This is a genomic window from Candidatus Delongbacteria bacterium, assembly GCA_020634015.1.
In the GTDB taxonomy this organism is placed as follows: Bacteria; CAIWAD01; CAIWAD01; order CAIWAD01; family CAIWAD01; genus JACKCN01.
In genome coordinates, this window is the sequence record JACKCN010000006.1 from 197,994 (window position 1) to 216,193 (window position 18,200).

Genomic DNA, 18,200 nt, shown 5'->3' on the forward strand with positions numbered 1-18,200 from the left:
GGCTCACGATCGATCTTGAGGAACGATCCATGAACACCCGCCTTCCGGCACGTCTGCCGCTGCTGGCTCTGTGTCTCTTTCTGCTCGCTGCCCGGGCCGTCTGGGGTGCACAGGACACTGCGGACTCCGGGGGAAATCCCCACGGCGACCTCAAGGGCATGGCCTGCACGGCCTGTCACAGTACCCAGGCCTGGACTCCCCTGGCCACGACTCTCAATTTCAACCACAGCAAACAGGGCGGCTGGCCCCTGCAGGGAGTGCATGGCACGCTGCGTTGCACCCAGTGTCACGCACTGCAGTTCGCGGAGGTGGAAAGCAGCTGCGCTGGCTGTCACACGGATGTGCATTCGGGCAGTGCCGGCAGCGATTGCCAGCGTTGCCATACGCCGGAGAGCTGGCGTGACCCGGGTGGTTTTCGGCGGGCCCACGAGGGCAGTGCCTTCCCGCTTGAAGGGCCGCACCACAGTCTGAGCTGCACCGCCTGCCACACGGGCCAGAACTTCAGCGAGTCGCCGCTGGCCTGCGCCGGCTGTCACAACCAGGAGTATCTGGCGACCCGGGACCCGGGCCACTCCAGTCTGGGGCTCTCGGTTGACTGTCAGCAATGCCACAATCCCGCGGCCAATGGCTGGCGCGCGGACTTCAGCCATCCCGCCGAATTCCCCCTGGAGGGTGCCCATCGCGGACCGGCATGCGTGGCATGTCATCTGCCCGAGCAGCCCCTCTCGGCCCTCGAGCGTCAATGCGCCGGCTGCCACGTCGCTCCCGGTGCCCAAGGCGACCCCGACCACCGGTCATCCGCCTTCACGGAGAACTGTGCGACCTGTCATACGATCCAGGCCTGGGCTCCGGCCCAGTTCGACCACTCGGCCAGCGCCTTCCCGCTGACCGGACGACACCAGCAGGCCGAGTGTGCCTCGTGTCACCAGCAGGACGGCGGTTCGCGCTTCAGCGGTCTGGACACCGCCTGCGCCTCCTGCCACCAGCAGGATGCGGAGGATGCCGCCGATCCTGACCATTCCGGCAGTGCCCTGGCCGGGGACTGCGCGATCTGCCACGAGACCAGCGATTGGAACCCTGCCCGTTTCGATCACGCTCTGAGTACTTTCAGCTTGACTGGCGCGCACCGGGATGCCGAATGCACTGCCTGTCATGTGCAGGCGGGGCAGAGCCTGTTCACCGGGCTGGATGATCAGTGCGCAGCCTGCCATCAGGCCGATGCCGATGCCACCACGGATCCCGATCATGCCGGTGCGGCGCTCTCCGGGGATTGCGCCCTCTGCCACACCACCGAGGCCTTCAGCCCGGCGGAGTTCGAGCACCAATTGAGCCGCTTCGCCCTCACCGGTGCCCACCTGGAAACCGATTGCCTTGACTGCCACCGGCTGGACGCCTCTCCGCGTTTCACGGACATGGATACCCAGTGCGCCAGCTGCCACCAGCAGGACGCGGACGATACATCGGATCCCGATCACGCCAGTGGACCTCTCGCGGGCGACTGCGCCCTGTGCCACACGACCACTGCTTTCAGCCCCGCCGAATTCGATCACGGTCTGAGCGCATTTCCCCTGACTGGTGCCCACCTGTAAACGGACTGCAATCTCTGCCATGGCAGTGGTGAGTCGGCCCAGTTCACCGGATTGGATACTCGCTGCGAGGCCTGTCACCTGCCCGACTGGGATGAGGCCGAGCCCGTGCACGAGGAGAGCAGCTTCCAGCTGGACTGCACGCGCTGCCATACGACCGCGGCCTGGGTGCCTTCAAGTTTCAACCACACGACCATGACCGACTGGCCGATGACCGGCGCCCATCAGGGCATGAGCTGCATCAGTTGCCACGCCGGCGGCACCTACACCGGCACGCCCGACCAGTGCTGGGGCTGTCACCAGAGCGATTATGAGGGCACCACGGACCCGGACCACACGGATGGGGCCTACCCGCAGGAGTGCACACTGTGTCACAGCACGGCGGGCTGGTCCGGAGCGGACTTCAATCACGACGGCACCGGATTCCCGTTGCTTGGCCAGCACCTCACTGTCGCCTGCGCCAGCTGCCATACCAGTGGCTACGCCGGCACGCCTTCTGCGTGCGAAGCATGTCACATGCCTGACTGGGACAGTGCCGAGCTGATTCACGAGGAGAGCAGCTTCCAGCTGGACTGCGCCCGCTGCCACACGCCGGCTGCCTGGGTGCCGTCCGTTTTCAATCACACGACCATGACCGACTGGCCGATGACCGGCGCCCACCAGGGCATGAGCTGCATCAGTTGCCACGCCGGAGGCACCTACACCGGCACGCCCGACCAGTGCTGGGGCTGTCACCAGAGCGATTATGAGGGCACCACGGACCCCGATCATGTGGATGGCAACTACCCGCAGGACTGCACGGTCTGCCACAGCAACACCAGCTGGGAAGGGGCCAGCTTCGACCATGATGCCACCGCATTTCCGCTGGTTGGCGAGCATCTCACGGTGGCCTGCACCTCCTGCCATACCCAGGGCTACAGTGGCACACCGGCAGCCTGCGAAGCCTGTCACATGCCCGATTGGGAGGCTGCCGAGCCGCTGCACGAGATGGACAGTTTCACCACGGACTGCGCACGCTGCCATACTCCCATGGGTTGGACGCCCTCCGCTTTCGAGCACTCGAGCATGACCTCCTTCGAGTTGACCGGTCGGCACACCAGCGTGAGTTGTGCAGCCTGTCACGAGGGCGGTACCTACACGGGAACGCCCAGCGACTGCTGGAGCTGCCATGAGCCCGACTGGCAGGATGCCCGCGATCCGGACCACCCCGGAGATGGCTATCCGCAGAATTGCGTGCTTTGCCACACACCCGCGGACTGGAGCCCCTCGAGCTTCAATCATGGGACCCAGTACTTCCCGATCTATTCCGGTCGGCATCGCAATGAGTGGAACACCTGCACCGACTGCCACCTCAGTGGAGGCAACATGGACACGTTCTCATGCACCCACTGCCATGAACACCGACAGTCCAGGATGGACTCGGAACACAATGGGGAGAATGGCTACAGCTGGCAGAGCAGCGCCTGTCTGCAATGTCACCCCAATGGCAACAGCCGCGGCCAGATGCTGCGTCCGGAACTGCCCCTGCATGAGGACAGAAAGGATTTCTGAAGCGATCTTGGTGTGTGGATTCCGCTGGTGCGGAATCCACACATTCGGATTCCGCGCGGGCGCGGAATCCGGGTACTCGGGGCTGCTGGGTGCGGAATCCGGGTACTCGGGGCTGCTGGGTGTGGAATCCGGGTATTCGGGGGCTGCTGAGTGCGGAATCCGGGTACTCGGGAGTTGCTGGGTGCGGAATCCGGACATTCCGGGCCCGGGCGGGACCCGGCAATTTGGATCACGGCTCGTGCGATGGGGAGCACGGTCCGCAACCTGGAGAGCGTTCAATGAAACGGCCGATCTGGCTCCGCATTCTGCTGTGGGTGCTGTACAGTGCGACCATCGCCAGCGGGACCTGGCTGGCGCTGCGCGGTTGGTCCTACTACATGCTGCCCGACGAACTGCGCCCCAGACATCCCATGCACGAGCTCTGGCGGCCCGCCGGATTCCTGGGGCATGGCATCGGCATCCTCGGCACTCTGTTGATGATCCTGATGCTGCTCTACATCCCACGCAAGCGCCTGGATTTCATGCAGAGCTGGGGGGACATCCGCCACTGGCTGGACATTCACATCTGGCTTGGGATCACGGGCTCGATGCTGGTGTGTTTCCATACCGCCTTCAAGGTGGGCGGCATCGTCTCGATCGCTTTCTGGTCCATGGTGGCCGTGGCGCTCTCGGGCGTGCTGGGGCGCTATCTGTACCTGCAGATTCCGCGTGGCATCGACGGGCACGAACTGAATCGCCAGGACCTGGAACGGCAGTTGGGAGAAAGTCTGAGCGCTCTGCCCGATGGTGCGGCGCTGCTGGCCCGTTACAGCCCGCAGGAAGAAGGTGGGCTGTTCCAGTGGGTCATCGATGATCTGAAGCGTTTGTTCAAGATGCGCCATTTCCAGTCGGACCTGGTGCGCTCGGGGCATGACCTCGCCGAGGCGCGGCGGCTGCTGGTGATTCTGCGGACCGCCCTGCGCCTGCGCCGACGGATCCGCCGCCTCGAGCAGGTACGCGCCCTGCTGCATCACTGGCACGTGATCCACCGGCCCTTCGCCTTCGTGATGTATGTGATTCTGGTGATCCATGTGGTGGTTGCCGTGCTCTTCGGTTTCACCTGGATCTGATCACCCGCCAATGGCCTGGCGACCGGTGCTCAGGATTTCAGCCAGCGCAGCAGAAAGAACAGACCGCCCAGGAGGGCCAGAGCCATGGGCGCCGAGGCCTGGAAGCGCCGCCAGCGACGGCGGGCTGGCGAGGTGAACTTGCGTTCCGGGTCGATGGAGGAGTCATTCATCCGCGTGGTTCCTGATGAACGGGATTGGGCACTGCCCTGCGAGTGCCGCGGGTGACACATGCGGCCTGCAAGGTGCGGGGCCGAAAGGAAATGGCCCGCCGAAAGGCGGGCCATGGAGCAGAAGGGGATCGAACCCTCGACCTCAACATTGCGAACGTTGCGCTCTCCCAACTGAGCTACTGCCCCGAGGCCTCCGTTGCCGGGAAAAGACTCCCGAGTGGACTTCTTCCACAACGGAGGACCGAAGATAGCGTCAGCCCGCTGAAACTCCAACAAAGCTCCGGAATCGGTCGAGACGAAAACGGGACGCGTGATGCGTCCCGTTGTATGCGGCGGCCGTTGGCTCAACCCTTGGCGGGCAGCACCTGCTCAGGGTTCTCGCAGGCCCAGGCAAAACCCTTGCCTTTGCCGAAGCGCGACTGAAGCCAGGAATCCACCGTCATGCTCAAGGCTTCATCAACGCTCATCTGGCGCTGCACGTACTTGAGGATCTTGCGCTTGGGGCTGGCCACCCGAGGGGCCTTGGCCTTGACGCCCTTGCGGTTGGGACCACGTTTCCAGCCCTGGACTTCCTTGGCCAGCTTGTACTGGTATTCCATGTAGTCAAGCAGTTTCCAGTAATCGCAGGCATCGGAAATGCTGAACACATCATAGGCCTTTTTGTGTTCGCCTTTCTTGAAGGTATCCTCAAGCCGGATCTTTTCTGGTTCTGCCATCAATGCGGTGCAAGCCTGGAACAGGTCTTGAAGTGCGGACATTTTTTCTTCCTCTCTTTTTCTATACAAGGCGCGAAAGATAGGAGTATTCGACCAAAAAATGCATGGCCAGATTTTGTCGATCAGTCAGGGAAGAAACCCTGTCAGAAAATCTTGACGATCCGAAGTCACCGAATCACGAATTACCAATTGAACCTTCTGCGGAAAGTCAGAAACAACGCAAAGATTCAAGCAGCAGACTGGTGCGTTCTTTGTTTACAAATTCCGATCAGAATTCTTGAATGCCTGTCCGCTATTCTGTCGTGGAAGCGCAAGTGGCAGCATGGATTCCAGGATCTGCATCACGTGGAGTGCGTCTTGGCACCCGAGTCGAGCGGCCCGGGCGTCACTCGGCATGCAGCCCTTCGGTCGACCATGGAGCGCGAACAATCGATATGCGGGAGCCGCCAGTCAGGCCGGCGTGAAGGAGGGTGAATGTTGCGGATCGTCTCGTTGACCGTGGTGCTGCTGGTGATCAGCAATGCATTCATGACGGTGGCCTGGTATGGCCACCTCAAACACCTGCGGGGCAGTTTCTGGCTCTGGGCAGCGCTGATGTCGTGGGGCATCGCGCTGTTCGAGTACCTGTTCCAGGTGCCCGCGAACCGTCTGGGGCACCAGGTTCTGCGCATCGATCAGCTCAAGATTCTCCAGGAGGTCATTGCGCTGGCGGTCTTCGTGCCCGTCTCGATCTGGGTGCTGGATGAACGTCCCCGGCTGGACTATCTCTGGGCCGGGCTCTGCATGCTGGGGGCGGTGTACTTCATCTTCCGGGCCCGCTGACGAACGTGGACACCGGGCGCGTGCTCAATTCGAACGGGGGCCCCGGCTGAGTCCAAGAATCAGACCCAGTGCCACGGACCAGAGCGCGGCAAGGCCCAGCTGGTACTCGGTGGGCAGGCTGAAGGTGAGGGTGTGTGCGGGAATCCAGAACCAGATCAGGCTCTTCCAGGCGCGGTCGAGGCCCTGCCAGTTCCGCGTGCCGGCGATCAGGTTGTCTTCCAGGCGGTGAAAGGCCATCATCTGCGGGCCGAAGAACAGATTGGTGAGCACGGAAACCAGCAGCGCCCGGCCCACTCCCGTGCTGAGCAGCGCGGGCTCGCCCAGCCATGCCAGCAGGCCCGCGCTTGCCCCTTTCATCATCACGAAGCCCAGCTTGATCACCACACCCAGCACGGCCCAGGCCAACATCTTGGCGGGCAGCCAGGCCAGGGGAAACGGCAGTCTGCGGGTCGCCAGCCAGCCTGCCAGCACTTCACCCAGAGTGCCCAGCAGGGCGAACTGGAGGGCCGCACTCAGCAGGGGCCATTGATGCACCCAGTGGGCATATGCGTTCACGTCACAGCTCCTTGCCGATGGGCAGTTCCTGGATTCGGTAACTGGCGAAGCGGCGCTTGAGCCAGAAGATGCCCACCAGGTCGGCCAGCCCCACCCAGAGCCGGTTGTGCAGGCCGTACTTGGTGGTGCCCGCCGCCCGTTCGCGGTGATTCACGGGCGCTTCGCCGATGCGGAAGCCGTCCAGGGTGAAGAGCACGGGCAGAAAGCGGTGCATGCCTTTGAAGGGCGGCAGATTGCGCGCGCATTCGCGGCGGAACACGCGCAGCGAGCAGCCCACGTCGCGCACGGTATATCCGGTGACCGCATTGCGCGCGCCATTGGCCACCCGGCTCGAGAAGCGGCGGAATCCCGTATCACGACGGCGCTGGCGGTAGCCGTTGAGAGCATCCAGCCCACTGGATTCCAGTGTGGCCATCAGGCGCGGCAGATCGGCGGGATCGTTCTGGCGGTCGCCGTCGAGAGTCGCCAGCAGATCACCGTGCGCCGCGCGGAAACCCGCCAGCATGGCCGCACTCTGTCCGCTGTTGTGTGCCATGGCCAGCACCCGATGGCGCGGATCGGCGGCCGCCAGGGTCAGGGCCGCGGCGCGACTGCCATCGCTGCTGCCATCATCGATCCAGAGGCATTCCCAGTCACAGACGCCTTCCAGAGCGGCCCGGATCTCCTCGGCCAGCAGTGGGATGTTGTCCTCTTCGTCCTTCACCGGGACGATCACGCTCAGGCGGGGTCTGTCACTCATCATCGTTCCTCGAGCTGGTCGTGTCCGGGGACTGGGGGCTCCAGCGCACCAGCCACCAGGTGCGCTGGCGACCGGGCAGCAGGGGGTCCTGGAACTCCTGGGCGTGAATCCGCTGCCAGCTTCCGGGCAGGGCGGGGGCATCCTTGGCCTGCATCAGCAACCAGGCGCCCTCGGGGGCCGCCTCGCGCAGGGCCTCTTCGGTGGCAACCGGGCGTACGGGCCGGCGCAGCTGGAAACTGGCGGAGTAGCGGTCGTTCTTCCAGTTGAGCACGGGCAGGCCGGGCTCCGAACTGGCGGATACGCGCTGTCCGGCATCCAGATAGAAGGGGCCGGGGTTGCGGTAGGCGTCAATGGTCGGCAAGAGGGTCTGGCCGGCCAGGATGTAACACAGGGCCACGACCAGCGCGCCGTCGGGCAGCAGCCTTGCCGTACGCGCCGCGAACAGCGCCACACTCAGCAGCAGGATCGCCCAGGGCAGTGCCTGCAGGCCGTCGAGCCGCACAATGACCGCCATGAGGGCCAGCGGAACCAGCACCAGCACGGTGCGCGTGATCCAGAGGCCATGACGGCGCCAGCCCGCGACCAGCGACCAGGGGCCGCTGTCAGCCACCAGCAGAGCCACAACAGGGGCCAGTCCAAGAAGGTAGTGGGCGCGTTTGCTGCTGGCCAGGCTGAGGATCAGCAGTGGCAGCAGCAGGGCAGGCAGCAGGGCGCGCCAGGCATGTGTCCGTTGCTGGCGCAGGCGTTGCCCGGGCGGCCAGGCCACGGCCAGCAGGGGCAACCAGGGCAGAAAGACCACCAGATTGGGCAGGTAGTACCAGAAAGGTTCGCGGTGCACCGAGAAATCCGGATCGCTGACCCGTGCCACACTTTCGCCCAGCCAGACATCCAGCGCACCGGGAACCCGCTGAGCGACCAACAGAAACCAGGGCAGCACCAGCAGCAGAGCGAACACCACCCAGAGCAGGAAATCGCGCCAGCTCAGCCGGGGAGTCGACCAGAATTCGCCGACGGCGAAGGCGGGCAGCAGGAAGATCCAGATCAGAGGACCCTTGACCATGAATCCCCCACAGAGCGCCACGGCCAGCAGCATCCGGCGTGGCCACTGTCCTGAACGACTCTCGAGGCCCAGCCAGGCCCAGAGCCCCAGTGTGATCCAGAACAGCAACTGGGCTTCGGTTTCGGCCTGCTGACCCATTCCCAGCACCAGTGGAAGTGCAAGGAAGGCCGACGCGGCCCGCACTCCGTGTTCCAGCCCGCCCAGTCGGCGTCCGGCATCCGCCACCAGCAGCAGGGCCAGCAGGACACTGAGCATGGCGGGGACCCGCGCCGCCAGTTCGCTGATCCCGAAGACCCGCATCGAGGCGGCCATGGTCCAGTAGGCCAGTGGTGGTTTGGTGATGAAGGGCTCGTCCAGCAAGGTGGGCACCAGCCAGCGATCGTGAGACACCAGCTCGCGCGCCACTTCGGCGCGCCGCGATTCACCGTGGGCACCCCAGAACCCCTTCTGTTGCAGGCCCGACATCAGCGCGGCCGCCATCAGCAAGAACAGGGCGAGTACGCGCACAGGATAGCCTGGAGTGCTCAGGCGGCGCCAGTCAAGCTTCATCGGATTCCACCGGATCGTTGCCTGCCCGCTGCGCCAGCTGCAGGTTGCGCGTGTAGGCCAGCAGCCCGACCGCCTGACCCAGCAGGATCACGATGTCGTGGCGGGAAAGCGCATACACGGCGATCAGCAGCGAACCGATCAGCGAGATGGTCCAGAAGGAGGTTCCCAATTGGGTGCGTCCGTGTGTCTCGAGAGCATGCCACTGCAGCGGGAAGCGGCTCATGAACAGCCCCTGGCCCACCCATCCGGCCAGCCAGGCGGCGGTCAGCCAGAGATCGTGTGCCACTGGCGCCGAGTCGATCAGGGTCAGCGACAGCCCCAGGGCCAGCAGAAGTGCCAACAGAGGCAAGGCTCCGCGCAGCCCGGCGGGAAGCCGCGACCGCCCCCTGCGACGCATCACCTGAAGGTTGCGCAGATAGATCAGCAGGTTCAGGCTCTGCCCCGTGGCGATCACCGGATCGTGGCGCAGATGGGCATAGGAGAGCAGGCAGATTCCGCCCACGGTGCTGAGCATCCAGTACCAGCCCGGGGTCACGGAACGGCCCCTGCGCTCGCTCTCGATCCACTGGAAGAAGGTGCGCAGGAAGTAGGCGCCCTGACCGGCGAAGCCGATCACCAGCACGATGGTGGATGTCACGGAATTGGAGTGTCCTGAAGTGGGGTGACCCGTTGCCCGGGAGGGCACGGAGCGGAACCATTTGCACCGACCAAGTCCTAAGTTATGCCTTCAATTGGAAAATGCCATCTCCGGCGGCCTCGATGGTCCGTGATACCCCCTCTGCCCGGACCCGGGATGCTCGCCGTTGCCAGCCATAATTCTGGAGCGGGAAACCGTGCCGATCCTTGTCCTGATACTCACCCTCTGTCTGGCCGGAGCGGGCCGGTCGGCGGGGTGGGTCGAACAGACCGGGCTGCCCGTGCTGGCCGCGCTGGAAGCCCATCCGGACTCGGGGCTGCTGGCTCTGGCACCCCTGCGGGACAAGCTGCTGCAGCTCTCGGCCAGCGGAGAACTCTGGCACAGCACAGGGGGCAGCGGGCGCGGCATGGGCTCATTCCGCGCGCCCGGCGACGTGGACGCCTCCCAGGGGCTGCAGATCCTGGTGGTGGACCGGGACAACCGCCGGTTGTGCCTGCTCAATCGCACGCTGCAGACTCTGGATGTGATCGCGCTGCCCCGCGAGGGAGACCGCGACTGCGACTGGCCCGATCTGCTGGCCAGCGGAGGGGCCGGGGTCCTGCTGGTGGCCAGCGCCGCACCACCGTGTGTGCGCCTCAGTGACGACCGCGGTTCTCATTGGAAGCCGCTTTTCGGATATGGCCGCAATGGCTCGGGTCTGGCCCGCATCGACGCGATGGCTCTGGACGGGCTGGATCTCTGGCTGCTTGAACGCCGGGCCACGGAAGGGCTGTTGGTCCGCGTTGGCATCGACGGCACTCGCGGCGAGGCCCGCAGTGTACCGGGCCTGCTCCTGATTCGTGCTGGCCGCGACGGCCCCGTACAATTGATCCGCGATGAGGCTGGACTGAAACTCCAGGAGTCCGGAGCCAGCATTCGCCTGCCCAGGCTGCCCGAAGGAAGTCTTCCCCTGGACTTTCTGCATCTCGAGAACCAGGTCTGGATCAGCCGCGAAGGCGCTCCGGCGCTGCGCTGTACCCTGCCCTGGCAGGACTCCGGTACACCATGAAGTGTCTGTGGGCGGCGCTGCTGCTGGTTCTGCTGCTCGTGGGGTCGGGGCTGGCCCAGTCGGAGTCCTCGGCCGCTGACAGCCTTGGGATTCCCGGCCTGGATCTGCTGCTCGACCGCGAGTGGCTGGTCCAGGCCAGCCCGGAAATCCAATTGCCCGAGTTTCCCCTCGATCCCGCCTCCCTCGTGGTGCGCGCCGAAGGTCGTCGGCTGGAGCCCGGTGTGGACTATCTGCTGGAAGCCCACAGCGGCCGGATCCAGTTGCTGTCGTCGGGCGACCTGGGCAAGACCCTGCTGATCAACTGGCGCGTGATCCGGCTGTCCCTGCCGGCAACCGAAAGCCTGCACCCTGAGGGCAGTCTGCCCTGGGTGGGGCCGGAAGGAGTCGAGGAAGACAGCCTGGCCCCCGCGCTGGATCCACTGGACGGCGACGGCGAGAACACCCTGCGCTACAGCGGCAGTTTCCTGCGGGCGATCCGGGTCGGAGGCGGCTCGGGCGTGGGCATGGAATCCGGGCTGCGGCTTCAGGTCGAAGGCCAGTTGGGCCGCAATGTGGATGTGGAAGCTTTTCTCAGCGATCGCAGCACTCCACTGCTTCCCGAAGGCCGCAGTGAATCTCTCGAGGAGATCGACCGGATCCATGTCTCCGTGCGCAGCCCGCACTGGCACACGCTGATGGGCGACTTCGACCTCTCCCTCGCGGACAGGCATTATCTGGAGTACCAACGTACCGTGGATGGTCTGGAAGGCGGCTGGCGCGACCGGGACAATCTGCTGCGGGCCTGGGGGGCGCTGGCCCGCGGGCGCACCCGCCGCCTGGAACTGGCCGGACAGGACGGTGTCCAGGGGCCCTGGCAGCTGCTCTCCGATCAGGGCCGCGACGACATTCTGGTGCTGGCGGGCAGCGAGCGGGTCTGGCTGGACGGACTGCCCGTGAGCCGCGGGGAAGACCGGGACTATACCATTGATTACAGTCTGGGCCAGCTTCACTTCACCGCGCGGCGCCCGATCACCGCGGATACACGGATCACGGTGGAGTACCAATACAGCGAGCGGGTCTACAACCGTCGTCTGCTGGGTCTTGAGGGGCAGGCCAGCCAGGGCAACTTCAGCGTCACGGTGGCCGCGGCCTCCGAACGGGACGACCCCGACAACCCGCTGGACCAGTTTCTGGGGGACGAGGATCGCCTGCTGCTGGCGCAGGCCGGCGATTCCCCCGAAGGTCGCCTGGGCAGTGGAGCGCGCCTGACCGACCCCGGCGACGGCAGTTACCGCAGACTCTCGGACGAAGGGCAATGGGGGCGCTACGAGTTCAATGAGGACCCGCCCGACAGCCTGGCCGCCGAGTACATCTGGGAGCTGCGGTTCACCGAACTGGGGCGGGACAGCCAGGGACAGTTTCTGGGGGACTACGAACGCCGTTTCACCACGGCCGGCCGCCCCTGGTGGAGTTTCGTGGGCGAGCGTGCGGGAGCCTGGGCACCTGTCGTGCCGCTGGCTGCGCCCCAGCAGCTGGACGTGGTGGATCTTGTGACACGCTGGCAGCCCGGAATCTTCCGGCTGGAACTGGAGAGCGCCGTCTCACGCCAGGACCAGAACCTGTTCTCGGGCGAAGACGACCAGGACAATCTGGGCGGGGCACTGCGTCTGGGGCTGGGTCTGCAGGGGCGACGCGCGCTCGCGCTGGGCCGCGTACCACTGGGGCGCCCCCGGCTGAACGCCACCTTCGCCGGCGAACGCGCCGAGTTCCGCAGCTTCTCACCCAGCGACGAGATCGAGTTCGAGCGAACCTGGGGGCTGAGCCGGCAGGGCGCCGAGGATCTGCTGCGCCTGGATCTGGAGGCGGCCATCGAGCAGGGTGACAGTCTGGCCCAGCGTGCGCGTGTCTCCCTGCTGGATCGGGGAGATCTCACCAGCCGCATGCTCAGCCTGCGCAACCGTTTTTCCCCCTTGCGCCATACCCGCGTGGATCATGAGGGCAGCTGGCGCCGTCTGCGCGAAGGTTTGCGCCGTTCCGACTGGCAACGGGTGAGCGGTGGAGTGGAGCAGGATCTGGGCCCCAACACCCTGCGTGCCGGTCTGGACAGCGAAACCAGCCGGGAACTGCCCGCAGCGGCCAGCGCCAGCGGCCTGCGTCACACCGAATGGCAACTGGCGGGCTGGCGCCCCCTGGGGGACTGGTTGACTCTGCGTCTGGACGGCAGCCGCCGCCTGCGCCAGACTCTGGAAGGAACCCCCGGATGGCAGGACCTGAGCACCACGGATACCGGACGCCTGCGCATGCGACTCAACACGGGCAATGGTCTCGATGGCGAAACCGACTGGAGCCATCGCGAAACCCGCTGGGTGCGCGGAGATTCCGCCTCGACGGTCAGCGATCTGGCTCTGCTGGACCTGCGCCTGAGTGCTCGCGATGTGGAAGGCAGCCTGCTGTATCGGGCCGAAAACAGCCTGGTGCAGGACCGCATCACCCAGTATGTCCAGGTGGACAGCCTGCAGGGCGATTACAGTCCGGACCCCTTCGAACCGGGGATCTTCGTGCCCGACCCGGACGGCTCCTGGGTGGCGCTGAGCTACGATACCGGCACTCGCCGCCGGGTGGCCGCGGTCAGCCTGGAAGGCAGTCTGCGTCTGACCCCGCCCGCGTTGCCCGGGGTGGCCAGTGACACACACCTCGAACTGGAAGGACGGGGGCCGGTCTCCAGTCCCGCGCGGCTTTACACCCTGCAGCCGGGGACCGTGCTCGGGGACTCGATCCTCAGTGGTGCGATCCGCGTGCGCCAGGATCTTGAACTGGAAGATCGCGCCGACCGCACCTGGCGTCTGCGCTGGAACGAGGAACAGGAACTGGACCGCCGCCAGTTGCAGAACCCGTTGCGACGCACCCTGCGTGAATGGGGACTGCGCTGTCGCACGCGCACGGCCAGCACCACGCGCGTGCAGCTGGAAGGTCTGCGCCGGGCCCAGGCCACGCGCTACCTGAACACGGCCTCGGCCAACCGTGAGGTGCTGGCCTGGGCGCTGGAGGGCGAGATCACGCGGGATCTGCGCAAGGACCTGCAAGTGCGCACCACGGTGCGCGGCGAGCGCGGCCGCGAGGCGGTGCTGGATCTGCTGGCCACGACCCTGCGCGTCGATCCCCGGCTGGAGTGGCGGCGCGGAATCAAAGGGTCGCTGACTCTGGATTTCAGCTGGCAGCAGTGCTGGTCTGACGCGGAACGGATTCCCTACGAGCTGCTCAACGGAGCGCGCGTGGGACAGACCATCCGGGCCGGCGCCGAGGCCCGCACGCGCATCGGGCGGGCCACCAGTTTCAGTCTCTCCTGGCACATGGACCGCCTGCCCGAGCGCCAGGCCGTACACAGTGGCCGGGCTCAGATCCAGAGTTTCTTCTGATGGGCGCGCGTCTCACGACCTGGGTCCTGCTGACCCTCTGCCTGCTGGGCCTGTCACGTGTGACTTGTGGCCAGATCGCGGTCCTGCCCGACAGCCTGGTGATCGCGCGGGAACTGCAGGTCGAAGGCAACCAGCAATTCAGTGTGGATGTCCTGCGGCAAGTGCTGGGCGCCGGTCAGACCGTCAGTCAGCGTCACTGGCAGGCCAGCCTGGACAGTCTGGCCAGGCTCTATGCCGACGCTGGTTTTCCCCAGCTGAGCCTGCGGGCTCCCGGGGCGCTGGGTGGAACGGTCGAACGGGTGCGCCTCGAGGAAGGTCCCGTGCTCGTGCTGGGCCGTGTGACGCTGAGCCCCGACAGTCTGCCGGATCTGGCCGGTCTGCGTTTGCTGCAGCCGGGCCGCCCCCTGCGCGCCGGTGTGCTCGACGATGCCTTCCTGACCATTCTGGAAGAACTCGAGAGTGATGGGCGTGCACTGGCCACGCTGGAGATCCGCCAGGCCGCCTTCTTCCCCCGGGATGACAGGCTGGAACTGGACCTTGATCTGGTGCTGGGCCGGCTGGAAACCATTCGTCCCCGAGCCGTGCGTTTCGTGGGTCTGAGCAACAGCCTGCCGCTGACTCTGGAGCGGCTGGGGCGGCTCAGGAGTGGCGAGGTCTGGTCGCCCAAACGCAACCGCCAGGCCCGGCTGCGTCTGCAACGCAGTGGTTGGTTCAGCTCTGTCACAGGACCGAGACTGGCGCGGGGGCCCGAGGGACATCTGCTGCTGGTGGAAGTGGAGGAGTTGCCCAGTTACCATTTCGAGGGTCTGGTGGGCCTCCTGCCCGGGCGCGAGAACGAATCCTCGCGGGTCAGCTTCCTGCTGGCTCTGGACCTGGAGAATCTGCTGGGCACCGGGCGGAGGCTCAATCTCAAGGCGGCCCGCCCCGACGGTGTGTCACAGGAACTGCTCTTCCGCTATCGCGAACCCTTCGTGTTCGGACTGCCCCTGGGTCTGGGCGGACAGGTGATCCAGCAGATCCAGGACAGCACCTGGCTCAGCCGCAGCGGCTCGCTGGAAGCCGACTGGGAACTGGTGCCCGGGCTGGAAGGCGGTGCCTCGCTGGCCCTGCGCGAAATCCTGCCCGACTCGCTCAATGGCTGGGTGACTCTGGGCATGGATCACAGCAGCGCCGTGGTGGCCGGCGGCTGGCTGGAAGCGGACTTTCGCGATGACGCGCTCAATCCCACGCGGGGCTGGCGTGCGGGGCTGCGCACCGAGAGTGTGTCGCGCAAGGCCCTGACCTTCCGGGGGCTGGCCGCTCGTGGAGAAGACGAGGTCTTCTGGCGCCAGCAGAGTGATTTCCAGTTCTACCTGCGCCCGCCCGGGGGCTCGAGTGGGCTGGGGCGTCTGGTGTTCTCGCTGCGACTGGCGGCTGGCAGATTGTCGCGTGCGGACCTGCAGCTCGAAGAGCGCTTCGCTCTGGGCGGAGCCGCCGGTCCACGAGGGTACCGCGAAAACCAGTTCCGGGCCAGCACCTGGGGGTTGGGGCAGGGCGAGCTGCGCTGGCGCCTGGGGCGGGCCAGCCGGACCTATCTGTTCTGGGACTGGGCACGCATGGAAGCGGGCACGGATCCGGCCTTCACGCGGCAGGGCAAGGGTGCGGGCATCCGCCTGCCGATCCCGCAGGGAGTGCTGGCCGTGGAGTACGCTTTGGGCGAAGGCCTGGGGCTGCGTGAGGGATTGATTCACGTGAAATTGAGCAGCCGCTTCTGATGATGCATCACGACACCACAACCCGAGACACGGCTGACCTCCTGCGGGGCTTGCTGGCGCTCTGCCGCCCGCAGAACGTGCTGCTGAGCGTACCGGTGGTGATGCTGGGGGGCCTCTGCGAAGACCCTGCGGCCCTGGCGCATCCGACGGGGCGAGTCACGCTGCTGATCGCGGCCGCGGTCACGGCTCTGGCGCTGGCCGCGGGCAATGTGCTGAATGATCTGGCCGACCAGACCGAAGACCGGATCAACAGGCCCGGGCGCCCGCTGCCCTCGGGAAAGGTCCGCCCCGCGGAAGCCTGCCTGCTGGCGTTGGGCCTGCAGACAGGCAGCCTGATCCTGGCGGGTCTGCTTTCCATGCGGCTGGCATCCCCGTGGCCCACGGGGATCGCAGCGGTCTGTTTGCTGCTGCTGTGGCTGTATGCATGGCGGGGCAAGCAATGGCCCTTCGTCGGAAACCTCCTGGTGGCCCTGCTGAGCGCGGCGGCCGTGATCTATGGAGCACTGGCTCTGGGCCTGCCCGGCGGACCAGGGTGGCCGGCCCGTTCGCTGATGGGCTTCGCACTGGTGGTCAGCTGGATCCGGGAAGTTCTCAAGGATGCTGAAGACCGCGAGGGCGACCAGCGAGCCGGGCGGCGCAGCCTGCCGATGCTGGTGTCCGGTTCCGTGTTGCGTCGCCTGCTGCTGGCCGTGGCCTGCCTCGTGCCCTTGACCGGTCTGTTGCTGGGGCTGCTGTCGCATCAGTGGGGGCTGACCTGGGCACTGTGCCTGCTTCCCGCACCCCTTGGGCTCTGGGCCATCTGGAACTGGCAACCGGATTCGCCGCGCTCGGCCGGTGGGGCCCAGCGTCTCTGGAAGGTCGTGATGCTGGTGGGCCTGCTGATCTACAGTGTCTGGATCTGGCAGACCTCGGCTCGCACCGACCGACCAGAGGCCCATGCGGCACGTTCTACGCAAATGGAGAGTCTCCCATGATCGACAACCCCGACTGGCTGCCCCCCATGATCCTGGCTTCGGCCAGCCCTCGGCGCCGCGAACTGCTGCAGCGCATCGGGCTGGACTTCAAGGTGCTGGTCAGGGAAGTGGACGAACACATTCCCGACGGCACCGATCCGGCTGAGGCCGTGCAGGCACTGTCGCGCCTCAAGGGTGCCGCGGTGGCCCTCGAGAATCCTTCGAGTCTGGTGATCAGCGCGGATACCATCGTGGTGCTGGATGGGCAGATCCTGGGCAAACCGGGCAGCCCGGAGGAAGCGGAGCGGATGCTGGCAAGCCTTTCGGGGCGCTGGCACCGGGTATACACGGGCTATGCCCTGCATCTGCTTGACCATGTGCGTCCGGTGGAGAGTGACCAACAGAGTTGCGACGTGCGGTTTCACCCGCTGAGTGCGGCCCAGATCCGCCAGTACGTGGCCAGCGGCGAGCCGATGGACAAGGCGGGCGCCTACGGCATCCAGGATCTGGGAGCCCTGCTGGTTCAGGAACTGCGCGGAGACTATTTCACGGTCATGGGCCTGCCCGTGTCGCGCCTCTATCGCCACCTGCTGGAATTCTGTGCCAGCCATGCACCAAAAAGCACGGAGTGAACAACTAGTGGCACTTAAAATTTTCTGACTGATGAGATTGCCCTAAATTCGCCCCCTATGCCGGAACCTGCCACACCGTCCCATACGCCCTTGCAGGCATTTGTCCAGGAACTCAAGGTCGCCCGCGAGTTCAGGAAGATCACGCTCAAGGAAATCGCTTCCGAGACCATGATCAGCCTGAGCTATCTCACGCACCTGGAAAATGGCGAGTGGCAGGAGGTTCCATTCCCGTATCTGCGCGGCTACCTGATCAGCTACGCCGAAACGGTGGGCATGAACCTCGACCGGGTGCTGCGCAACTTCGACGAGCTGGACTGGAAACCCGCCGAGGGCGGACGCCCCCAGACCCGTGATCTCAGCGGACCCGTGGTCCGGCCCGCGGGAGGAGGCGGACACGCCGAACTGGTGCCGCCCCTGCTGGCACTGATACCCATGCGCAAGAAACTACTGGTGCTGTTCGCCTTCCTGCTGGTCGTGGCTGGCAGTTTCTGGGTGGTCTGGCTTTTCACTCACACCGCGAATCCCGCGGACGCGGGTCAGCCCAGTTTCAACCGGACCCTCGAACGGGTGCGTGCCGACCAGGAACGCACCAACTGGCTGCAGTCCTCAATGACCCCGCGCCGGATCCAGATGCGACTGGCCAGCAGCGGCACCCTGAAAGTCAGTTCGGGCGACAGTGTCTTCTTTTCGGGCACCCTGCGTGCCGACAGTCTGCTGGCGCTGGAAACCACGGCCGAAATCACCGTGCTTGTCGAGCGCTGCGAAGATCTGAGCGTCTTGCTGGACGGCGCCCCGCAGTTCCTCGATTCGCTGAGTGGCCCGGGTGAGATCCATCTCTCGGGGCGGGGCGTGCGCACGTCTCCACGCTGAGGACCGCTCCGGACCCGCCATGTGGATGTGCCCTCGAGTTCCATTGACCATCCC

The 18,200-nt window shown here is 65.6% G+C and carries 16 protein-coding genes and 1 tRNA gene; 10 read left to right on the forward strand and 7 right to left on the reverse strand.

Annotated features, from left to right (window positions below; translation table 11 throughout):
• Positions 1–29 precede the first annotated feature (29 nt).
• The 3 genes from H6678_12375 to H6678_12385 all read left to right on the forward strand — a co-directional run bounded on the left by H6678_12375 (position 30) and on the right by H6678_12385 (position 4,246).
• The gene (locus H6678_12375) at positions 30–1,589 is read left to right on the forward strand and encodes a hypothetical protein (GenBank protein MCB9474594.1); all 1,560 of its coding nucleotides are present in this window, start codon (positions 30–32) and stop codon (positions 1,587–1,589) included.
• Between the two features lie 51 nt (positions 1,590–1,640).
• A complete protein-coding gene (locus H6678_12380) occupies positions 1,641–3,137 on the forward strand; it encodes a hypothetical protein (GenBank protein ID MCB9474595.1) in 1,497 nt (498 codons plus the stop codon).
• Positions 3,138–3,415: 278 nt separating this feature from the next.
• Positions 3,416–4,246, forward strand: a complete 831-nt coding sequence (locus H6678_12385) for a hypothetical protein (protein MCB9474596.1) — start codon at positions 3,416–3,418, stop codon at positions 4,244–4,246.
• A 29-nt stretch (positions 4,247–4,275) separates the two neighbouring features.
• Here H6678_12385 and H6678_12390 read toward each other — a convergent pair whose 3' ends face one another.
• The 3 genes from H6678_12390 to H6678_12400 all read right to left on the reverse strand — a co-directional run bounded on the left by H6678_12390 (position 4,276) and on the right by H6678_12400 (position 5,174).
• The gene (locus H6678_12390; protein ID MCB9474597.1) at positions 4,276–4,416 is read right to left on the reverse strand and encodes a hypothetical protein; all 141 of its coding nucleotides are present in this window, start codon (positions 4,414–4,416) and stop codon (positions 4,276–4,278) included.
• Positions 4,417–4,529: 113 nt separating this feature from the next.
• Positions 4,530–4,602, reverse strand: a tRNA-Ala gene (locus H6678_12395).
• A 158-nt stretch (positions 4,603–4,760) separates the two neighbouring features.
• On the reverse strand, positions 4,761–5,174 hold the full coding sequence (locus H6678_12400) for a hypothetical protein (GenBank protein ID MCB9474598.1): 414 nt from the start codon (positions 5,172–5,174) through the stop codon (positions 4,761–4,763).
• Between the two features lie 432 nt (positions 5,175–5,606).
• Between H6678_12400 and H6678_12405 the strand changes: the two genes are divergently transcribed.
• Positions 5,607–5,954, forward strand: a complete 348-nt coding sequence (locus tag H6678_12405; GenBank protein MCB9474599.1) for a DMT family protein — start codon at positions 5,607–5,609, stop codon at positions 5,952–5,954.
• Positions 5,955–5,978: 24 nt separating this feature from the next.
• Here H6678_12405 and H6678_12410 read toward each other — a convergent pair whose 3' ends face one another.
• The 4 genes from H6678_12410 to H6678_12425 are packed head-to-tail and all read right to left on the reverse strand — an operon-like array spanning position 5,979 to position 9,494.
• Entirely contained in the window at positions 5,979–6,509 is a 531-nt protein-coding gene (locus tag H6678_12410) for a hypothetical protein (protein MCB9474600.1), read from the reverse strand.
• Between the two features lies 1 nt (position 6,510).
• Positions 6,511–7,248, reverse strand: a complete 738-nt coding sequence (locus H6678_12415) for a glycosyltransferase family 2 protein (GenBank protein MCB9474601.1) — start codon at positions 7,246–7,248, stop codon at positions 6,511–6,513.
• A complete protein-coding gene (locus H6678_12420) occupies positions 7,241–8,857 on the reverse strand; it encodes a glycosyltransferase family 39 protein (protein MCB9474602.1) in 1,617 nt (538 codons plus the stop codon). The genes H6678_12415 and H6678_12420 overlap by 8 nt, the downstream gene beginning before the upstream one ends.
• Positions 8,847–9,494 (reverse strand): lipid-A-disaccharide synthase N-terminal domain-containing protein, encoded by a 648-nt coding sequence (locus H6678_12425; protein ID MCB9474603.1) that lies wholly within the window; start codon positions 9,492–9,494, stop codon positions 8,847–8,849. Before H6678_12425 ends, H6678_12420 begins: the two co-directional genes overlap by 11 nt.
• Before the next feature lie 196 nt (positions 9,495–9,690).
• Between H6678_12425 and H6678_12430 the strand changes: the two genes are divergently transcribed.
• The 6 genes from H6678_12430 to H6678_12455 all read left to right on the forward strand — a co-directional run bounded on the left by H6678_12430 (position 9,691) and on the right by H6678_12455 (position 18,146).
• Complete coding sequence (locus H6678_12430) at positions 9,691–10,542, forward strand: hypothetical protein (GenBank protein ID MCB9474604.1); 852 nt, start codon at positions 9,691–9,693, stop codon at positions 10,540–10,542.
• Positions 10,539–13,937 carry a hypothetical protein gene (locus H6678_12435; GenBank protein MCB9474605.1) on the forward strand — a complete coding sequence of 1,133 codons (3,399 nt, stop codon included), beginning with the start codon at positions 10,539–10,541 and terminating at the stop codon, positions 13,935–13,937. The genes H6678_12430 and H6678_12435 overlap by 4 nt, the downstream gene beginning before the upstream one ends.
• Positions 13,937–15,691 (forward strand): BamA/TamA family outer membrane protein, encoded by a 1,755-nt coding sequence (locus tag H6678_12440; protein ID MCB9474606.1) that lies wholly within the window; start codon positions 13,937–13,939, stop codon positions 15,689–15,691. Before H6678_12435 ends, H6678_12440 begins: the two co-directional genes overlap by 1 nt.
• Positions 15,691–16,665: a UbiA family prenyltransferase gene (locus H6678_12445; protein ID MCB9474607.1), complete on the forward strand. Its 975-nt coding sequence runs from the start codon at positions 15,691–15,693 to the stop codon at positions 16,663–16,665. Before H6678_12440 ends, H6678_12445 begins: the two co-directional genes overlap by 1 nt.
• A 17-nt stretch (positions 16,666–16,682) precedes the next feature.
• Positions 16,683–17,276, forward strand: a complete 594-nt coding sequence (gene maf, locus H6678_12450) for a septum formation inhibitor Maf (protein MCB9474608.1) — start codon at positions 16,683–16,685, stop codon at positions 17,274–17,276.
• A 90-nt stretch (positions 17,277–17,366) separates the two neighbouring features.
• The gene (locus tag H6678_12455) at positions 17,367–18,146 is read left to right on the forward strand and encodes a helix-turn-helix domain-containing protein (GenBank protein ID MCB9474609.1); all 780 of its coding nucleotides are present in this window, start codon (positions 17,367–17,369) and stop codon (positions 18,144–18,146) included.
• Positions 18,147–18,200 lie beyond the last annotated feature (54 nt).